The following is a 17,271-nucleotide window of genomic DNA, read 5'->3' on the forward strand; positions in this document are numbered from 1 at the left end:
TGTCAGAGATGCGTCAAGGTCTGCTCCGCGCCCCCACGCCCCGTGCGCCCCGCCGCCCCGCGGTCGTACGCTCGACGGTGCGACACATACGGAAGTGGACGGACAATCGAGTCATGACACGGGGCAAGCTGCGTATCTACCTGGGCGCGGCGCCGGGCGTCGGCAAGACCTACGCGATGCTCTCCGAGGCGCACCGCCGGCTGGAGCGCGGCACCGACGTCGTCGTCGGCTTCGTCGAGCACCACGACCGGCCGCGTACCGAGGTGCTGCTGCACGGCCTGGAGCAGATACCGCGCCGGCAGCTGGTCCACCGCGGCACGCGGTTCACCGAGATGGACGTGGACGCCGTCCTCGCCCGCCGCCCCGCCGTCGCGCTCGTGGACGAGATGGCGCACACCAACGTCCCCGGCTCCCGCAACGAGAAGCGCTGGCAGGACATCAAGGAGCTGCTGCACGCCGGCATCGACGTCATATCGACCGTCAACATCCAGCACCTGGAGTCGCTGGGGGACGTCGTCGAGAACATCACCGGCGTACGGCAGCGGGAGACCGTACCGGACGCCGTGGTCCGCAAGGCCGGCCAGATCGAGCTTGTCGACATGTCGCCCGAGGCGCTGCGCCGCCGTATGGCGCACGGCAACATCTACGACCCCGGCAAGATCGACGCCGCGCTGTCCAACTACTTCCGCCCCGGCAACCTCACCGCCCTGCGCGAGCTGGCCCTGCTGTGGGTCGCCGACCGCGTCGACGACTACCTGCGCGAATACCGCAGCGAGCACCACATCCGGGACACCTGGCAGGCCCGCGAGCGTATCGTCGTCGGCCTCACCGGCGGCCCCGAGGGCCGTACCCTCATCCGCCGCGGCGCACGGCTGGCGACCAAGGGCGCGGGCGGCGAGATCATGGCCGTCTACATCTCCCGTAGCGACGGCCTGACCCCCCTGACCAGCGCCTCCCCCGAGGAGCTGGCCGTCCAGCGGACCCTGGTCGAGGACCTGGGCGGAACGTTCCACCACGTCATCGGCGACGACGTGCCGGACGCCCTGCTGGAGTTTGCGCGCGGCGTCAACGCCACCCAGATAGTGCTGGGCTCCAGCCGCCGCAAGGCGTGGCAGTACGTCTTCGGCCCCGGCGTCGGCGCCACCGTCGCCCGCGACTCCGGGCCCGACCTCGACGTGCACATCGTCACCCACGACGAGGTCGCCAAGGGCCGCGGGCTGCCGATCTCCCGCGGTGCCCGCCTCGGCCGCGGCCGGATCGTCGCCGGCTGGCTGACCGGTCTGGCCGGGCCCGCGCTGCTCACCTGGCTGCTGCTCGTCCTCGACCCGGACCTCGGGCTGCCCAACGAGGTGCTGCTGTTCCTCTTCGCCACCGTGCTGGCGGCCCTCCTCGGCGGCACGCTGCCCGCGCTGGCCTCGGCCGGGGCCGGCACGCTGCTGCTCAACTACTACTTCACCCCGCCTGTCAGGACCTTCACCATCGCCGACGGGCGCAACATCGTCGCCCTCGTCGTGTTCTTCGCGGTCGCCGTTGCCGTGGCGTCCGTCGTCGACCTTGCCGCCCGCCGCGCCTCGCAGGCTGCCCGGCTGCGCGCCGAGTCCGAGGTGATGTCGCTGCTCGCGGGCAGCGTGCTGCGCGGCGAGGCGTCGCTCGAATCACTGCTGGACCGGGTGCGCGAGACCTTCGCCATGGAGGCCGTCTCGCTCTTCGAGCGGCAGCCCGGCGAGGACGGCTGGACGTGCGTCGGCCGCGTCGGCAGCGAGACCTGCGGGCTGACCAACCCGGACGACGCCGACGTCGACATGCCCGTCGGCGACGACATGGCGTTGGCGCTCACCGGCCGCAAGCTGCCCGCCGCCGACCGCCGGGTCCTCGGCGCGTTCGCCGCCCAGGCCGCCGTCGTACTAGAGCGGCAGCGGCTGGCCGCCGAGGCCGTGGACGCCCGCAAGCTCGCCGAGGGCAACCGCATCCGCACCGCCCTCCTCGCCGCCGTCAGCCACGACCTGCGTACCCCGCTCGCCGCCATCAAGGCCGCCGTCACCTCGCTGCGCTCCGACGACGTGGCATGGTCGCCGGAGGACGAGGCGGAGCTGCTCGCGGCCATCGAGGAGGGCGCCGACCGGCTCGACGCCCTCGTCGGCAACCTGCTCGACATGTCCCGGCTGCAGACCGGCACCGTCACCCCGCTGCTGCGCGAGGTCGACCTCGACGAGGTGGTGCCCAAGGCCCTGGCCGGGGTGCCGGAGGGCAGCGTGACGCTGCGGATCCCGGAGACCCTGCCGATGGTCACCGTCGACGCCGGGCTGCTGGAGCGCTCGGTGGCGAACGTCGTCGAGAACGCGGTCAAGTACAGCCCGGCCGACACCCCCGTCCTGGTGCAGGCGAGCGCCCTCGGCGGCCGGGTCGAGCTGCGCGTCGTCGACCGCGGCCCCGGCGTCCCCGACCGCGGCAAGGACCGGATCTTCGAACCCTTCCAGCGCTACGGGGACGCCCCCCGCGGCGCCGGCGTGGGCCTCGGCCTCGCGGTCGCCCGCGGCTTCGCGGAGGCGCTGGGCGGCACCCTCGTCGCCGAGGACACCCCCGGCGGCGGGCTGACCATGGTGCTCACCCTGCGGGCGGCGCCCGTCCGCGGCACGTCCGCGCCGGCCGAGCTGCCGGCCCCGGCGACGACGTGACGCCGCCCGCCCGGCCCGGGACCGCCCCGACGCAGCCGCCGCCGCGGCACTCCCCGTATCCGTATCCGCATCCTCCGCATCCTCGGCAGGAACGAAAGGCGGCAGCCATGCACCGGGTGCTCGTGGTCGACGACGAGCCGCAGATCGTGCGCGCGCTCGTCATCAACCTCAAGGCGCGCCAGTACGAGGTGGACGCCGCCCACAACGGCGCCACCGCGCTCAAGCTCGCCGCCGACCGCCACCCCGACGTGATCGTCCTGGACCTCGGCCTGCCCGACATGGACGGCGTCGACGTCATCCGCGGCATCCGCGGCTGGACCCGGGTGCCGATCCTGGTGCTCTCCGCCCGGCACAGCTCCGACGAGAAGGTCGAGGCCCTCGACGCGGGCGCCGACGACTACGTGACCAAGCCCTTCGGCATGGACGAACTGCTCGCCCGGCTGCGCGCCGCCGTCCGCCGCGCCGAGCCGTCCGCGCCCGCCGACGACCAGGCCGTCGTCACCACGGATGCCTTCACCGTCGACCTCGTGGCCAAGAAGGTCAACCGCGACGGCGCCGACGTACGCCTCACGCCCACCGAGTGGCACCTGCTCGAAGTGCTCGTACGCAACGCGGGCCGGCTGGTCAGCCAGAAGCAGCTCCTCAAGGAGGTCTGGGGCCCGTCGTACGGCACGGAGACCAACTACCTGCGGGTCTACATGGCCCAGCTGCGCCGCAAACTGGAGGCCGACCCCGCCCACCCGCGCCACTTCGTCACCGAGCCGGGCATGGGCTACCGGTTCGAGCAGTGAAACGGACCGCCCCGGGCGGGTACTCTGCGGACATGGACCCCGCCCGCAGCGCCGGCCGACCCGCCGGCCCGTTCCGCCGGATCCTCGGCCGGCTCACCGGCGCCGCCGAGCCGGCGGCGGAGGACTCCCTGCCGCCCGACGAGGACACCGCGGACGTCACGCCCATCCGGCGGTGCCACGACCGCGCCGTGGTCACCGTCACCGGCAGTCTCCGCACCGTCACACTCCAGCCGCGCGCCGGCGTGCCCGCGCTGCAGGCGGAGCTGTTCGACGGCACCGACTCGCTCGACCTGGTCTGGCTCGGCCGCCGCGCCATCGCCGGCATCGAGCCGGGCCGCAGCCTGACCGCCTCCGGCCGGATCGCCATGAGCCGCGGGCGGCGGGTGCTCTTCAACCCCAAGTACGAACTGCGACCCCTCGGACAGGAGCAGCGGTGACGTCTTTCCAGAAGCCGGCCGACGACCGCGCCGGCGGCGCCGGCGCGACCGGGGGCACATCCGGGGGCACATCCGGTGCCGCGCCGGCGCCCCCGTACGACGCCGAAGGCCGGCCCGGCTCCGACGTACCGCAGGGCGACTCGCACGCCGTCACCCAGGCCGCGATGGCCGAGGCGTTCGGCGGCATCCGCGGCATGGTGGAGACCACGGTCCCCGGACTCGTCTTCGTGCTCGTCTACACCATCGGCTCGGACCTCAAGCCCTCCGCGCTGGCCGCGCTCGGCGTCTCGCTGCTGCTCGGCCTCTCCCGGCTGATCACGGGGGGCACGTTCAAACACGCCTTCAGCGGCGTCTTCGGCGTGGCCATCGGCGTCGCCTTCGCGTCGATGACCGGCAACGCCAAGGACTTCTACCTCCCCGGCCTGCTCTACGGCCTCGGCCTGGCCCTGGCGTACATCCTCAGCACCCTCGCGGGCCTGCCGCTGATCGGTCTGATCCTCGGGCCGCTGTTCCGCGAGAACCTCTCCTGGCGCACCCGCAACCCCGGCCGCAAGAAGGCGTACGCCAAGGCGAGCTGGGCCTGGGGCCTGATCTTCCTGGCCAAGTCCGCGATCCTCTTCCCGCTCTACTTCTGGGCCGACCCCAAGGAGTTCGGCTGGGTGATCGTGGCGCTGAAGATCCCGCCGCTGCTGCTGGCGGTCACGCTCACGTACATCTTCCTCAAGCAGGCGCCGCCGCCGATCGACGTGATCGCGGAGATGGAGGCGGAGGAGAAAGCCGAGGAGGAGCGGGAGAAGCAGCGGCAGGCGGCGGGGGAGCGCGAGTAACCCCCGCGGCTGTGCCGGGTCAGTCCTCGCGTCGTACGGAAAGCAGCTCCTCCAGCTGCTCCTCGCGCGCCTGCGCGGCGACGAACAGCAGCTCGTCGCCGGCCTCCAGGGTGTCGTCCGGCTTCGGGGTGAGAACCGTGCTGCCGCGGATGATCGTCACGAGCGTCGTGTCCGCGGGCCAGTCGACATCGCCGACGGCGGTGCCCGTGAGCGCCGACTCCTCCGGCAGCGTCAGCTCGACGAGGTTCGCGTCGCCGTGGCTGAAGCGCAGCAGCCGGACCAGGTCGCCGACGCTGACGGCCTCCTCCACCAGCGCGGACATCAGCCGCGGGGTGGAGACGGCGACGTCCACGCCCCACGCCTCGGTGTAGAGCCACTCGTTGCGCGGGTTGTTGACCCGGGCGACCACGCGCGGCACGCCGTACTCGGTCTTGGCGAGCAGCGAGACGACGAGGTTCACCTTGTCGTCGCCGGTGGCCGCGATGACCACGTGACAGCGCTGCAGCGCGGCCTCGTCCAGCGAGGCGATCTCGCAGGCGTCGGCGAGCAGCCACTCCGCCCGCGGCACCCGCTCCACGGCGATGGCGGTGGGCGTCTTGTCGATGAGCAGCACTTCGTGCCCGTTGTCCAGCAGCTCACCCGCGATGGACCGGCCCACCGCGCCCGCGCCTGCGATAGCCACCCTCACAGCACCGCTCCGTTCGCGCGTGCGTCGCTCACTGTGCTGCTCCGTTCGCTTCTCCGCCCGCGCGGCGGGTGTGCGGCTGGTGTGTCCTGTGCGGTGGGGCAGCCGCGCGTGCGTCGCTCACCGTCGGTCCTCCGTGTCCGGGCCCTTGGCGCAGGCCGCCTCGACCTGCTCCACCTCGTCGGTACGCATGATCACATGCACCAGGTCGCCGTCCTGCAGCACCGTCTTGGCGGTGGGCAGCACCGCCTCACCCTGCCGGGTGATGAACGCGACCCGTACGCCCGTCTCCTCCTGCAGCTCGGCCACCCGGTGCCCGATCCACGCCGCCGAGGTGTGCACCTCGGCCAGCTCGACCCGGCCGCTCGGATCCCGCCACAGCGGCTCCGCACCCGAGGGGAGCAGCCGGCGCAGCATCTGGTCGGCGGTCCAGCGGACGGTGGCGACGGTGGGGATGCCGAGCCGCTGGTAGACCTCGGCGCGGCGGGGGTCGTAGATGCGGGCGGCGACGTTCTCGACGCCGAACATCTCGCGGGCCACGCGGGCGGCGATGATGTTCGAGTTGTCGCCGGAGCTGACCGCGGCGAAGGCCCCGGCCTCCTCGATCCCGGCGTCCTTCAGCGTGTCCTGGTCGAAGCCGATGCCGGTGATGCGGCGCCCGCCGAAACCGGAGCCGAGGCGGCGGAAGGCGGTCGGGTCGCGGTCGATCACCGACACCGTGTGCCCCTGCTGCTCCAGCGTGCGCGCCAGGGTGGACCCCACCCGACCGCACCCCATGATCACGATGTGCACGCGGCGTCCCTCCGCCATGTCTGCCGTTTCCGTTCAAGCTACACACCCCCGCGGGCCGGGGGCACCCCGGGTGGCGCGGCCGGCCGGTGCGGCGGGCGGGACGGTCCGTACGCGCAGGGGCAGGGCGGCCCGCCTAGACTGGCGCGGCCCGACCCGCCCGTATCCACCCACCCCAGGAGCCCGCCCCGTGCCCGAAGAACAGCAGGCGTCCGCCACGTCCCCGAGCCCGGTGGGGGAGGAGTACGAGGTCGAGGTCGGCCCGGTGGCGCACGGCGGGCACTGTGTCGCCCGTACGGCCGAGGGCCAGGTGCTCTTCGTACGCCACACGCTGCCCGGCGAGCGGGTCGTCGCCCGAGTCACCGAGGGGCGCGCCGGCGCCCGCTTCCTGCGCGCGGACGCGGTGCGGGTGCTGGAGCCCGCGAAGGACCGCATCGAGGCGCCGTGCCCCTACGCCGGCCCCGGCCGGTGCGGCGGCTGCGACTTCCAGCACGTCGCCCCGGGGGCGCAGCGGCGGCTGAAGGCCGACGTACTCGCCGAGCAGCTGAGCCGGCTCGCCGGGCTCACCGCCGAGGACGTGGGGTGGGACGGCACGGTGGAGCCGGCGCCGGGCGACAAGGTGCCGAAGGGCGAGGTGCCGGCGTGGCGTACCCGGGTGCAGTACGCGATCGACCCCGACGGCCGGGCGGGCCTACGCAAGCACCGCTCGCACGAGGTACAGCCCATCGACCGCTGCCTCATCGCGGCCCGGGAGGTCGAGGAACTGGGTGTGGAGAGCCGGGAGTGGCCGCAGCTGGCCACGGTCGAGGCCATCGCCGCCACCGGCTCGGGCGACCGCCAGGTCGTCCTCACCCCCCGCCCGGGCGGCCGGCTCCCCCTCGTCGAACTGGACCGCCCCGTCTCGGTCCTCCGCGCCGAGGTCCCCCACACCCCCGGCGCCCCCGCCGCCGTCCACCGCGTCCACGGCCGCGACTTCGTCCGCGAACGAGCCGCGGGCCGCACCTGGCGCGTCGGCGCGGGCGGCTTCTGGCAGGTGCACCCGAAGGGTGCGGACCTGCTCGTCGAAACGGTGATGACGGGCCTGATGCCGAAGAAGGGCGACATGGCCCTCGACCTCTACTGCGGCGTCGGCCTCTTCGCCGGCGCCCTCGCCGAACGCGTCGGCCCCAAGGGCGCCGTCCTGGGCGTGGAGTCCGGCAAACGCGCCGTTACCGACGCCCGCCACAACCTCGCCGACCTCGACCGCGTCCGCATCGAACAGGGCAAGGTCGAACGCGTCCTCCCCCGCACCGGCATCACCGAAGCGGACCTCGTCGTCCTGGACCCACCCCGCACCGGCGCCGGCCGCCAGGTAGTCACCCAGATCACCACCCTCCACCCCCGCCGCATCGCCTACGTCGCCTGCGACCCGGCAGCCCTGGCCCGGGACCTCTCGTACTTCCTCGCGGCGGGCTACACCCCGAAGTGGCTCCGCGCGTTCGACCTCTTCCCGATGACCCACCACATGGAGTGCGTGGCGGTGCTGGTCAGGACCGAAAAGACTGCCTGACCTGCGGTTTGGCCGTGGACCTCGGCATCCCGACCTTTCCTGGCATCGCCAGCGGGGCATCTTACGCCGCTCCACCTCAAGATCGCTCTCCATGACGGTGCGGCCCTGCCCCATCCCCGCCAGGACGAAGCCCAGGGACGGACGGGAGGGCGCGCACCATCAGCGTTCGGCGACGGTCTTCCCCTCAGGGGCGTCGCCGAGTCTCTGTTTGGGCTTCAGGTGCCCGCTCGGGAGTGGCGGTGCCGGATATCACCCCCGCAGACCTTTGTAAACCGATCGGTTTTCATTGCGATGGAATCGAGTTAACCTCGCAGTGTGACCACCAAGGCGAAGCAAAGTCCCCGGGAGCGGCTGCTGGAGGCGGCGGCCACGCTCACCTACCGAGACGGTGTCGGCATAGGCGTCGAGGCGCTGTGCAAGGCGGCGGGGGTGTCCAAGCGCTCCCTGTACCAGCTGTTCGAGAGCAAGGACGAACTGCTCGCGGCGAGCCTGGAAGAACGCGCCTCCGACTACGTGGCGAGGGCCCTGCCGTCGGCGGACGACGACCGCTCACCCCGCGAGCGGATCTTGCACGTCTTCGAGCGGGTGGAACTGCAGGCGGGTGCGGCCGAGTTCCAAGGCTGCCGGTACCTGGCCGTCCAGATCGAGCTCAAGGACCAGAGTCACCCCGCGAGCCGGGTGGCGCACCGGATCAAAGGGGGACTGACGGCCTTTTTCCGTGCCGAGGCCGAACAGGGTGGTGCGAGCGATCCCGAACTGCTGGCCCGGCAGCTCAGCCTGGTCTTCGACGGCGCCAGTGCCCGCGCGGGGATCGGCGCCGACAACCTGACAGGGCTCATCACGCCCACCGTGGCTTCCCTGCTGGATGCGGCAGGCATGCGCTGACGCATCGCCTTTCTGGGCAGGTTCGGTGACTGATGTGCTCTCCGAGCTGATGCCGGTCTCAGGCAGCCGGCACGGCCCGCATGGCTTCATGCCCTTGCTCCCCGGTACTCATGGTGAAGCCCGATGATCGTGAGGGAATTGATGAGCAGCCGGGCGCGGGTCTTGTCGGCATCGGCGCCCAGTGGCAGGGCGTGGTCTCCCGGAGCCTCATCCAGCCGGCCCGGACGCTCGCCGATCCGGTCATCGCCCCGCGCGTCGGTGGCTGCCGCGACGGCGCATCCCTGCATCTGGAGTGTCTCGGGGTGCGTCGAGATCAGCTGCATGTAAGCGATCGCCATGGGGCTGACCATTGCCTGGGAGGGCCCGCTCGCGCCCCCACCCCTTTGGCCGCCCTCTCGCAATCCAGGCGGGCGTCTTCCGTGCTCCGCGTCAAGGCGGCGACGATCGCCGGGGATGACGCTCTCGCGTCTCTCCTGCCTGCTCATCCGGCCCGTGCCGCCATGCCGGCGGGCGCCGATCAGCTCAGCCTGAAGCCGGCCGGTGACGCATACCCGGGATCAGTTTCCTCCTTGAACTTGCACATTGGAAACCGATCGGTTTACAGTTGCGGTAGGTGAAACCGATCGGTTTCCCAGCGAGTTCGGGAGCGTATGATGACGACGAATCGGCCGGTGGCCCTCGTGACGGGCGCGTCCTCCGGCATCGGCAAGGAAACTGCGCTCGCGCTGGTCGCAGCGGGTTTCGACGTGGCGGGCACCGGCCGCGACACCTCGCGCGTCACCCCGCTGGGCGGGGTGACGTTCATCGATCTCGACGTGGCCAGTGACAACTCGGTCACCACCGCGGTCAAGCAGGTGATCGACCGGTTCGGGCGGATCGACGTCCTGGTCAACAACGCCGGCGTCGGCTCGGTAGGTGCGGCCGAGGAGACCTCCATCGCGCAGGCCCCATCGCGCCGTTGACACCGGGAGAGACCCATGTCCGAGACCCTGCACTCCACCGCCGCTACCATCGCGAGCTGGCGCGCTGCCTCAGAACGCGGTGACGTCGACGCCGCGGTCGCGTGCCTGAGCCGGGACGTCGTGCTCGGCTCGCCGCTCACCGAACAGTTCCGCTTCAAGGGACCTGACCAGCTGCGCGACTTTTTGACCTCGGCGTTCACGGCGGTCCAGGACATCCGCTTCCATACTCAGATCGGCGAGGGCGACGCGTACTCGCTGTTCTACCGGGCGCAGGTGGGATCCCAGCCGTTCGAGGAGGCGCAACTGCTGCGGCTCGACGAGCAGGCACGCATCAAGGGGATCACGCTCTTCGGGCGTCCGATGCCGGCCCTCACCGCCCTGATGATCAGCGCGGGCTCGGAACTCGCCCGCAGACAGGGCCGCCGGGGCGTCGCGGCGCTCATGCGCGCCAGCGCCGCGCCCGTGCACCAGATGGTCACCTTCGGGGACCGCCGCGTGGTCCCGCTGACCCGGCCGGCAGCACGGCCGAACTGACAGCACCAGACCCACCGGGCGTTCGGCCCCGTTCCCTTCCCGGAGCCGGCGCCAGCCGCAGGCGTTGAACCGCCCCGGGTTTGATGGAGATCATCAAGACCCGGAAGGATGCCGATCGCGGCTGCGCCCCGTAAGTACCCCGACGAACTGCGTGAACGCGCGACGCGTCTGGCCGTCGATGCCCGCAAGGACCCGACCGGCCGGGCCGGAGCGATCAAGCGCATCGCCGACCAGCTGGACGTGCGTCCTGAGGCACTGCAAGGGTGGGTCAAGCGGGCCGAGATCGATGAGGGCGTCGGGCCCGGCACCACCAGCGCGGAGGCCGCCCGGATCGCGGAGCTGGAGCGGGAGGTGAAGGAACTGCGGCGGGCGAACGCGATAGTGAAGTCCGCCTCGGCTTTCTTCGCCGCGGAGCTGGACCGTCCACTGCGATGAAGGTTCAATCAGCCGATGTCCGGGTCGTCGGCCTCTTCGAGGAGGCGGGTCGCGAGGTCATCGGCCCACTCCACAGCCCAGCCGCGCAGGGCGGTGATCGTGGCGTCGTCGAGCCCGTAGGCGGCGAAGGCTTCATCGTCGGTCCACTCGGCGCCCGTGAGGTTCGCTTGCAGATCCTCGCGCTCGAAGCGGCCACGGGCATGGCGGCGGCCCAACTCCTCCAGCTCGGCATTGCTCCAACTGGTGTGATCTTGCGGCAGTGTTGAACGGTGACTACCTCGCTTGTTCAGCGGCTGGCGCCGGATGACCTGTGGGAATTGTTTGAGCGGGTGGTCCCACTGGCCCCGGAGCGCCCGCAGGGCGGCGGCCGGCGGCGGCGTGGGGACCGGGAAGTGCTGGCCGCAATCATCTTCGTGACCACCTCGGGCTGACCGGGTGATGCGCGGCGCTGGGGGTGCGATCAGGGACAACAGGCTTCTCTCGGCAGGCGGTGCTAACGGCGGGGTGTGGGCGCGTGGCGGCGTGGCCGGGTCGGTCCGCGGCCGGCGCGGGCCGATACAGGGCCTCGGGGTCCAGCGCGGCGAGGGAACAGCGGCGGTTGCGGCGAGGTCCTCGGCCGCCTCCTGGACTTCGCCGGTGAGAAGCCGACTTGCCGGCCGGCTGCGGCGAGGCGGCCGGCGATCTTCCCGCCCTAAGGCTCCTGCTGCGCCTGGCCAGCACGGGCGCAGATCGGTCCGTGGTGTGGAAGCCGGCTTCAGGCTGGTCCTTCCCACCCTGGGCGGGCCCTGGCAACTCGACCCGGTACGTTGGTTGTTGACTCCGCACACCCGCGTAAGGACGGCTCCCATGGCAGACGCGACGACAGCGGGCAACGGGGCACCGTTTGACGCCACCGTCTCCCACTCGGCCCGGATCTGGAACTACTGGCTGGGCGGCAAGGACAATTACGCGGTGGACCGCGCGGCCGGTGACGCGATCTGCGAGGTGCTGCCGGAGATCGTCGACATCGCCCGCCACACCCGCGCCTTCCTCAGCCGCGCCGTCCGCTACCTGGCAGGCGAGCAGGGCATCCGCCAGTTCCTGGACATCGGCACAGGGCTGCCGACCGCGAACAACACCCACGAGGTCGCCCAGGCGGTGGCGCCCGACGCGCGGATCGTCTACGTCGACAACGACCCGCTGGTCCTGGCCCACGCCCGCGCACTGCTGACCTCCAGCCCGGAGGGCGCGACCGACTACATCGACGCCGACCTGCGCGACCCGCAGCGCATCCTCGCCGGCGCCGCCAAGACGCTGGACTTCACCCGACCTGTGGCGATCACCTTGCTGGGGGTCTTGCCGTTCATCGGCGACGACGATGAAGCCTCCTCCATCATCCACACACTGCTCGACGCTGCCCCCTCCGGGAGCTACCTGGTCATCGTGCACAGCACCAGCGACGTGACCGGCGAGAAGATGGAAGAGGCGGTACGCCGCTGGAACGAGGCCGGCTCGGCGGTTTACCACCTGCGCACCGGGGAGCAGCTCGCCCACCTCTTCGCCGGCCTGGAGATGGTCGAACCCGGGCTGGTGACACTGCCGCAGTGGCGACCAGAGCCGAACCTCTTCGGGCAGGCCGCTGAGATGGACGAATTCGGCGCGGTAGCCCGCAAGGTGTAGCCGGGCGCCTGCGGTGGGTTCGGTGTCGGTTCGGCTCGGTGTGGCCGGTATGCGGTGGCCACTGCGGTGGTCTGCCCGTGCGGCGTGGCTCCTACCTCATGCGATGGCTTCGCCGCGGAGGTGAGCTTGCTTCGGTTTGACGGACAGGGTGGTTGTGTCGGTCAGGCCGTGTGTGCGGCTTCGTACTCGGTGGGGCTGCGGTAGCCCAGGCTGCTGTGCAGCCGGTGGAGGTTGAACCAGCCCTCGATGAACTCGAAGATCGCGGAGTGGGCGGTGGCCCGGCTGGCCCACACCTGGTGGTGGCCGGCGCCCAGCTCGCGCTTGAGAGTAGCGAAGAACGACTCCGCCAGCGCATTGTCCCAGCACACCCCGGTCCGCCCGGTGGACAGCCGGATCCCGAACGACGCGGCGACCTGCGCGAATTCGCGGCTGGTGTACTGGCAGCCGCGATCCGCGTGGAAGATCAGCCCGGGGCCGGGCCGGCGGCTGCGGCGGGCAGCTCGCAGGGCGTCGGTGACCAGCGAGGTCCGCAGGTGGTCCGCAGTGGCCCAACCGACCACCTTGCGCGAGGCGATGTCAATCACGGTGGCCAGGTAGAGCCAGCCTTCCTCGGTCGCGATGTAGGTGATGTCGCCGCACCACCGGGTGTTGAGTGCGGTGGGCTCGGGCGCGAAGTCGCGGCCGATAAGGTCCGGGCGCCGGCCGGCGTGCGGATCGGGGATCGTGGTGCGGGCCCGGCGGCGGTGGTGCCGGCCGGTGAGATCGCCCTGGCGCATCAGCCGCGCCACCCGGCGTCGACCGCAGCGAACGCCTTCACGCAGCAGCGCGGCGTGCACCCGCGGAGCCCCGTAGGCGCCGCGGGAGCGCGCATGCACCGCGATGATTCGCTTCGTCAGCTCGGCGTCCTGTCGCCGGCGCGGTGACAGGGTGCCCGCGCGGCGGGCATAGAAGGCGGCACGCGAGACCTTCAGCAGCTCACACGTCCGTTTGACGCTGTGGCCTGCCTGCTTCTCCGCCTCGATGAACGGATCCACCGTCACCGGGTCTCGTTCGCGAAGAAAGCCGTGGCCCGCTTGAGCACGTCCACGTCCTGCCGCAGCCGGCGGTTCTCCTGCCGCAGCCGGACCAACTCGGCCCGCTCATCGCTGGCCAGCCCCGGCTCCTGACCGGCATCGACCCCGGCCTGACTGACCCACAAACGCACCGCGGTCTCGGTCAGGTCGAAGTCCTTGGCCACCTGACCGACCGAACGGTCACCGCGGCGGCACAGCTCGACGATCTCCGCCTTGAACTCCGGCGTGAACGAGCGCCTGGGACGCGGCTTCTTCTTCCCCATGCTCTCCATGGTGGACATCCTTCCGGGGCCGTAACCCCTGATCTCGGATGTCCGTCAAAGCTGGTGTGGTGCCAGTCCGTGACAGTAAGGACCCGCACGGCTCCGCGCTGGTCTTTTCGGCAGACGGCTGGTCATCGTTCGTGACGGCCGTCAGGCGCGGGGAGTTCCCCACCACCTGACCCACGCAGCAACCAGCCACCGAAGCGAGCGGCCCCGCGATCGGGGGCCGCCGTCATGTCGGCAGTCTGCCGCGCCGCCCACGTCCGCATGTCCACGGCAGACGTTGCCGGCCGCCCCGGGGCCCCGGGCCGGCCGGTGAGCGGCGTGAACGCCGGCCTGTCGGAGGCAGGCTTGGGGGTCAGTGGAGCCGCGAGCTGAACCGGTAGCTGCCTGGGCCTACGGAGTAGACGGCACGGCCGTCGGCGAAGGTCGTGAACTCGGCCGCCCGCGACGCATCCACCGGCCGTCCCTCAAGCCGGACTGCGGTCGGACGGACGGTCGGGACGTGGATCTCGCCGACCGAGTTCGCGGGTATGGTGACGTCGAGTTCGAGGTCCCGGCTGCCGTGCGCGGGGATCCTCCAGGCGCTGCCGATCCGCCCCCGCGGACCGTGGTAATGGCCCTCGACCTCCGTCAGCGGGTGCTCCGCCGTCCCCACCAGCTTCGGCTTCACGACCACGTGCTCGTACGCGAGGGAACCGGGCGCCTGCCGGATACCCGCCAGGCCGGCGCTGAACCACTCGTCGATCTGGAGCAGGATCATGTGGGTCAGCGACGAGTTCCGCTCCGGCGCGTACCAGTGCTCCGGCACCGTGGTCATGCCCTGGGGGTTGTGGACCGAGGGCAGTAGGAAGGCGCCGTAGCCCGGCCTGGTGTCCTCGTGCAGCACGTCCCAGATGACGTCGTCGCGACCGCCGTCGCTGAGCGCGCGGAAGGTGGGGCCGAGCGAGATCGTCCCGCCGCTGACGTGCGGTCCGCCGCCGTCGGGGTGGTAGTCGCGGATCCGCCGGACCAGGTCGTCGAGGACGTGCCGTTCCCTCCCCGGCGGGACCAGGCCGGCGTCGAGGGCGAGCGCGTTCGCCGCCTGGGTGCCCTGGGTGCCGGCGTTGCCCTCGTTGGTGTAGGTGCCGAGCCTGTGGTTGAAGAAGCGGTCGTTGAAGGCGGTCCTGATGGCTCCGGCCAGCGCCCGGTACCGTCTGGCGGCGGAGTTTCTGTGCAGGGCGGCGGCCATCTGCGCCAGTCGCTCGGTCATGAGGTAGTACCCGTACGTCCCGACCAGGAGCCCCGGTGTGCTCTCGTCGTGCGCGACCCAGTCCCCCAGCGGTCCGTTGACCAGGTGCTCGTCGGCTCCTGAGCCGGCGTGCGCGACGCGCACGTAGTCGTGGTAGTCGACCATGGACCGGAAGTGCGCGGCCATGGTCGCGGTGTCTCCGTGGTGGCGCCACAGCCACCACGGGGTGAGGATCACCGCGCTGCCCCAGTTGACGTCGTCGCGGTACATCGCCCACTCGCCGTCGAAGACCGGGAACTCCGGAGCGTGCGCGGGGACGAGCCCGGCGTTCGGCCCGGAGACGAGCTGGGCCTCCTTCATCACCTGCTGGATGTGCGGCAGGTAGGCCGCCATCGCGTAGTTGCGGTCGATGGCGTGGATCGAGTGGAGCATGTCGGCCAGCCACCCGAGCTTCTCCCGGTTGGGGCAGTCCGTGAAGACCGACAGCATGTTGCCGGCGATGGAGTACCTGCTCATCCGGTGGAGCCGGTCGACCCGTTCACTGGAGGTGGACACGTCGCCGGAGACCGGCGCCGAGGCGCGGATGTGCAGCGCCCGCACGGTGCCGGTGCCCACCTCGTACGCGGCGGGCAGGCCGGTGACCTGGATGTACTGGAAGCCGTGGTAGACGAACCGGGGAGCCCACGCCTCGCCGTCGGGGTCGCCGGAGGTCGTGTACGTGTCGAAGATGTCGTCGTCCGACCCGAGGCTTCCCGCGTCGACGGTGCCGTCGGCGCGTAGCGACTCGGACGGCTGCATCCTGATTACGGTGCCGGCCGGCAGTGTCCCGTCGACGTGCAACTCGGGCAGGGCGGCGGCGTTCTGCCCGAAGTCGAAGACCCAGGTGCCGGGCACGGGTTCCGTGACGGCGACCGGAGAGACGACGTCGGTCACGGTGACCGGCTGCGCGCGGCGCCACGCGAGTCGCGTCGCGAGGCTCGGCGGCGGGGCGATGCCCGCCGGGACCCAGCCGGTGGGCGTGCCGTCGCGGCGCGTCGCGCCGTCGGTCAGGTCCGCTCCCGGCAGGTCCCAGCCCGGCTGTTCGCGCCGGGCGTCGTAGTCGCTGCCGGCGTACCAGTTGTCGGTGACGGTCGGGCCGAGGGCCGTCCGCCAGCTGTCGTCGGTCACGATCGTGTCGGTGCCGCCGTCCGCGTAGCCGATCTCCAGCCGTGCGATCAGGCGCGGGCTGATCGCCGTGATGGTCGCGTTGGCCGTGCCGGACCGGGTGACGGCGGCTCCCTCGGCGTGCCGCCCGGTGAGCGGTTCGGCGAGGCCGATGCCCGTGCCGCCGGCACCGGCGGTGCCGACGGCGGTGATGATCCGGCTCTCGAGCCGGCCGCCGCCGTCGCCGGTGTCGACGTTGAGCGTCGCGCCGACGGCGAGGCCGCTCACGTCGGCCACCTGCACGCTCGTGTCGCCGGGGGCGGCCGGCGCCGCCAGGGTCGTCGGCGTCGGGACGGTGCTGGTGAACTTCCGGTACACGCTCGTTCGTCCCACCGCGTCGTTGGTGACGGGACGGACGTGGGAGATGCCGTTGCCGAGTCGGACGGCGACCGTGTTCCGCCCGCTCTCCAGGAGGGCGGTGACGTCGTAGGTCCCGACCTCGACGGACTGCTGGGGGTTGGAGTTGCCCGGCACGAGCACCGCGTCGGTGACCGGACGGCCGTTCACCGTGGCGACGTAGACGCCGAGGCCCACGACGTAGAGCCGGGCGTGGTCAACGGTCCGGCCCTCGGCGGTCGTGAAGGTCCGGGCGAGGACGGGCAGGGGGTCGGTGTCGTCGCGTGCGGCGTGCTGGATCCACCGGGCCGGCGACCAGTCCGCCGGATCGAGCAGACCGGCCTCCCAGGACGACGGAGCACTCCAGTCCGAGACCCTGCCGCCGGTGTCCCGGACCCGCACCTGCCATACGGCCCGTTGGCGCGAGCGCAGCGCCTTGCCCTCGTAGGCGACCCCGGTGGAGTCGCCGGACCTGACCCAGCCGGAATCCCAGAGATCCGGCTCGGGCAACAGGCTTGGCGAGCTGGCGACCCGGATCCGGTACGCGCGCTGCATCCCGCGCGCCAGACGCCACGACAGGAGCGGTCTGGGGTCGTCCACGCCCAGCGGACGGTCGAGTCTGCCTGCCAGCGACAGGCCGTCGACGGCGGTCGCACCGGCCGACTCGGCCGCGGCGGCACTGCCGAGCCCTGCGCTCGAACTCGCGACGGCCAGTCCGGTGACTCCAAGGGCAGTCGACTTGACGAAACGGCGGCGGGGGACTCCGGTCGGTTCGTTCCGCATCTCAGCCATGAAGCGCGCTCCTCACGTCCGTTGCGATTGAATCGTTTCAACAACTGATCGCAAGCTCCCAGGTGCGGAAACGAGGGGTCCGTGTACGTTACAACATGGTTTCCGGCGAAGGTCAAGATCCGCGACGGAGTTGGTCAAAGGATTG

The 17,271-nt window shown here is 71.6% G+C and carries 15 protein-coding genes and 4 pseudogenes; 12 read left to right on the forward strand and 7 right to left on the reverse strand.

Translation table 11 applies throughout. The annotated features are described in order from the left end of the window. Nucleotides 1–113 precede the first annotated feature (113 nt). From T328_RS00500 to T328_RS00515, 4 genes are all read left to right on the forward strand, one after another. Nucleotides 114–2,675, forward strand: coding sequence for a DUF4118 domain-containing protein (locus tag T328_RS00500; protein ID WP_496493765.1), 2,562 nt, complete (start codon nucleotides 114–116; stop codon nucleotides 2,673–2,675). Between the two features lie 107 nt (nucleotides 2,676–2,782). Beyond that, nucleotides 2,783–3,466: a response regulator gene (locus T328_RS00505; protein ID WP_496493766.1), complete on the forward strand. Its 684-nt coding sequence runs from the start codon at nucleotides 2,783–2,785 to the stop codon at nucleotides 3,464–3,466. A gap of 32 nt (nucleotides 3,467–3,498) precedes the next feature. After that, nucleotides 3,499–3,903 carry an OB-fold nucleic acid binding domain-containing protein gene (locus T328_RS00510; RefSeq protein WP_496493767.1) on the forward strand — a complete coding sequence of 135 codons (405 nt, stop codon included), beginning with the start codon at nucleotides 3,499–3,501 and terminating at the stop codon, nucleotides 3,901–3,903. After that, nucleotides 3,900–4,730 (forward strand): DUF3159 domain-containing protein, encoded by an 831-nt coding sequence (locus T328_RS00515; protein ID WP_496493768.1) that lies wholly within the window; start codon nucleotides 3,900–3,902, stop codon nucleotides 4,728–4,730. The genes T328_RS00510 and T328_RS00515 overlap by 4 nt, the downstream gene beginning before the upstream one ends. Nucleotides 4,731–4,749: 19 nt before the next feature. On the opposite strand, the gene T328_RS00520 is transcribed toward T328_RS00515, so the two are convergent. Continuing rightward, nucleotides 4,750–5,418 carry a potassium channel family protein gene (locus T328_RS00520; protein WP_496493769.1) on the reverse strand — a complete coding sequence of 223 codons (669 nt, stop codon included), beginning with the start codon at nucleotides 5,416–5,418 and terminating at the stop codon, nucleotides 4,750–4,752. A 117-nt stretch (nucleotides 5,419–5,535) separates the two neighbouring features. Further along, nucleotides 5,536–6,207, reverse strand: coding sequence for a potassium channel family protein (locus T328_RS00525; protein WP_496494284.1), 672 nt, complete (start codon nucleotides 6,205–6,207; stop codon nucleotides 5,536–5,538). A 187-nt stretch (nucleotides 6,208–6,394) separates the two neighbouring features. Between T328_RS00525 and T328_RS00530 the strand changes: the two genes are divergently transcribed. Next, nucleotides 6,395–7,753, forward strand: a complete 1,359-nt coding sequence (locus T328_RS00530; protein WP_496493770.1) for a class I SAM-dependent RNA methyltransferase — start codon at nucleotides 6,395–6,397, stop codon at nucleotides 7,751–7,753. A gap of 315 nt (nucleotides 7,754–8,068) precedes the next feature. Continuing rightward, entirely contained in the window at nucleotides 8,069–8,638 is a 570-nt protein-coding gene (locus T328_RS00535) for a TetR/AcrR family transcriptional regulator (RefSeq protein ID WP_496493771.1), read from the forward strand. A gap of 86 nt (nucleotides 8,639–8,724) precedes the next feature. On the opposite strand, the gene T328_RS00540 is transcribed toward T328_RS00535, so the two are convergent. Beyond that, a complete protein-coding gene (locus T328_RS00540) occupies nucleotides 8,725–8,976 on the reverse strand; it encodes a hypothetical protein (RefSeq protein ID WP_496493772.1) in 252 nt (83 codons plus the stop codon). A gap of 315 nt (nucleotides 8,977–9,291) precedes the next feature. On the opposite strand from T328_RS00540, the pseudogene T328_RS00545 reads away from it, so the two are divergent. From T328_RS00545 to T328_RS00555, 3 genes and pseudogenes are all read left to right on the forward strand, one after another. After that, nucleotides 9,292–9,585, forward strand: a pseudogene (locus tag T328_RS00545) (SDR family NAD(P)-dependent oxidoreductase); the annotation flags it as partial. A 30-nt stretch (nucleotides 9,586–9,615) separates the two neighbouring features. Further along, nucleotides 9,616–10,134, forward strand: a complete 519-nt coding sequence (locus T328_RS00550) for a nuclear transport factor 2 family protein (RefSeq protein ID WP_496493773.1) — start codon at nucleotides 9,616–9,618, stop codon at nucleotides 10,132–10,134. A gap of 108 nt (nucleotides 10,135–10,242) precedes the next feature. Continuing rightward, nucleotides 10,243–10,569, forward strand: coding sequence for a transposase (locus tag T328_RS00555; protein ID WP_496493774.1), 327 nt, complete (start codon nucleotides 10,243–10,245; stop codon nucleotides 10,567–10,569). A gap of 8 nt (nucleotides 10,570–10,577) precedes the next feature. Here the strand turns inward: T328_RS00555 and T328_RS00560 are convergent. Next, nucleotides 10,578–10,808 (reverse strand): annotated as a pseudogene (locus T328_RS00560) (hypothetical protein); the annotation flags it as partial. 30 nt (nucleotides 10,809–10,838) lie between these two features. Between T328_RS00560 and T328_RS00565 the strand changes: the two are divergent. Beyond that, nucleotides 10,839–10,997: pseudogene (locus T328_RS00565) on the forward strand (IS5/IS1182 family transposase); the annotation flags it as partial. 418 nt (nucleotides 10,998–11,415) lie between these two features. Then, a complete protein-coding gene (locus T328_RS00570) occupies nucleotides 11,416–12,228 on the forward strand; it encodes an SAM-dependent methyltransferase (RefSeq protein WP_496493775.1) in 813 nt (270 codons plus the stop codon). A gap of 161 nt (nucleotides 12,229–12,389) precedes the next feature. Here T328_RS00570 and T328_RS00575 read toward each other — a convergent pair whose 3' ends face one another. Both T328_RS00575 and T328_RS00580 read right to left on the reverse strand, forming a co-directional pair. Further along, on the reverse strand, nucleotides 12,390–13,268 hold the full coding sequence (locus T328_RS00575) for an IS3 family transposase (protein WP_496493776.1): 879 nt from the start codon (nucleotides 13,266–13,268) through the stop codon (nucleotides 12,390–12,392). Next, entirely contained in the window at nucleotides 13,265–13,573 is a 309-nt protein-coding gene (locus T328_RS00580) for a transposase (protein WP_496493777.1), read from the reverse strand. Before T328_RS00580 ends, T328_RS00575 begins: the two co-directional genes overlap by 4 nt. Before the next feature lie 53 nt (nucleotides 13,574–13,626). Between T328_RS00580 and T328_RS00585 the strand changes: the two are divergent. Then, a pseudogene (locus T328_RS00585) lies at nucleotides 13,627–13,743 on the forward strand (DUF397 domain-containing protein); the annotation flags it as partial. 179 nt (nucleotides 13,744–13,922) lie between these two features. Here T328_RS00585 and T328_RS00590 read toward each other — a convergent pair. After that, nucleotides 13,923–17,126, reverse strand: a complete 3,204-nt coding sequence (locus tag T328_RS00590; RefSeq protein WP_496493778.1) for a family 78 glycoside hydrolase catalytic domain — start codon at nucleotides 17,124–17,126, stop codon at nucleotides 13,923–13,925. Between the last annotated feature and the right edge of the window lie 145 nt (nucleotides 17,127–17,271).

Source organism: Streptomyces sp. CNX435 (genome assembly GCF_059570575.1).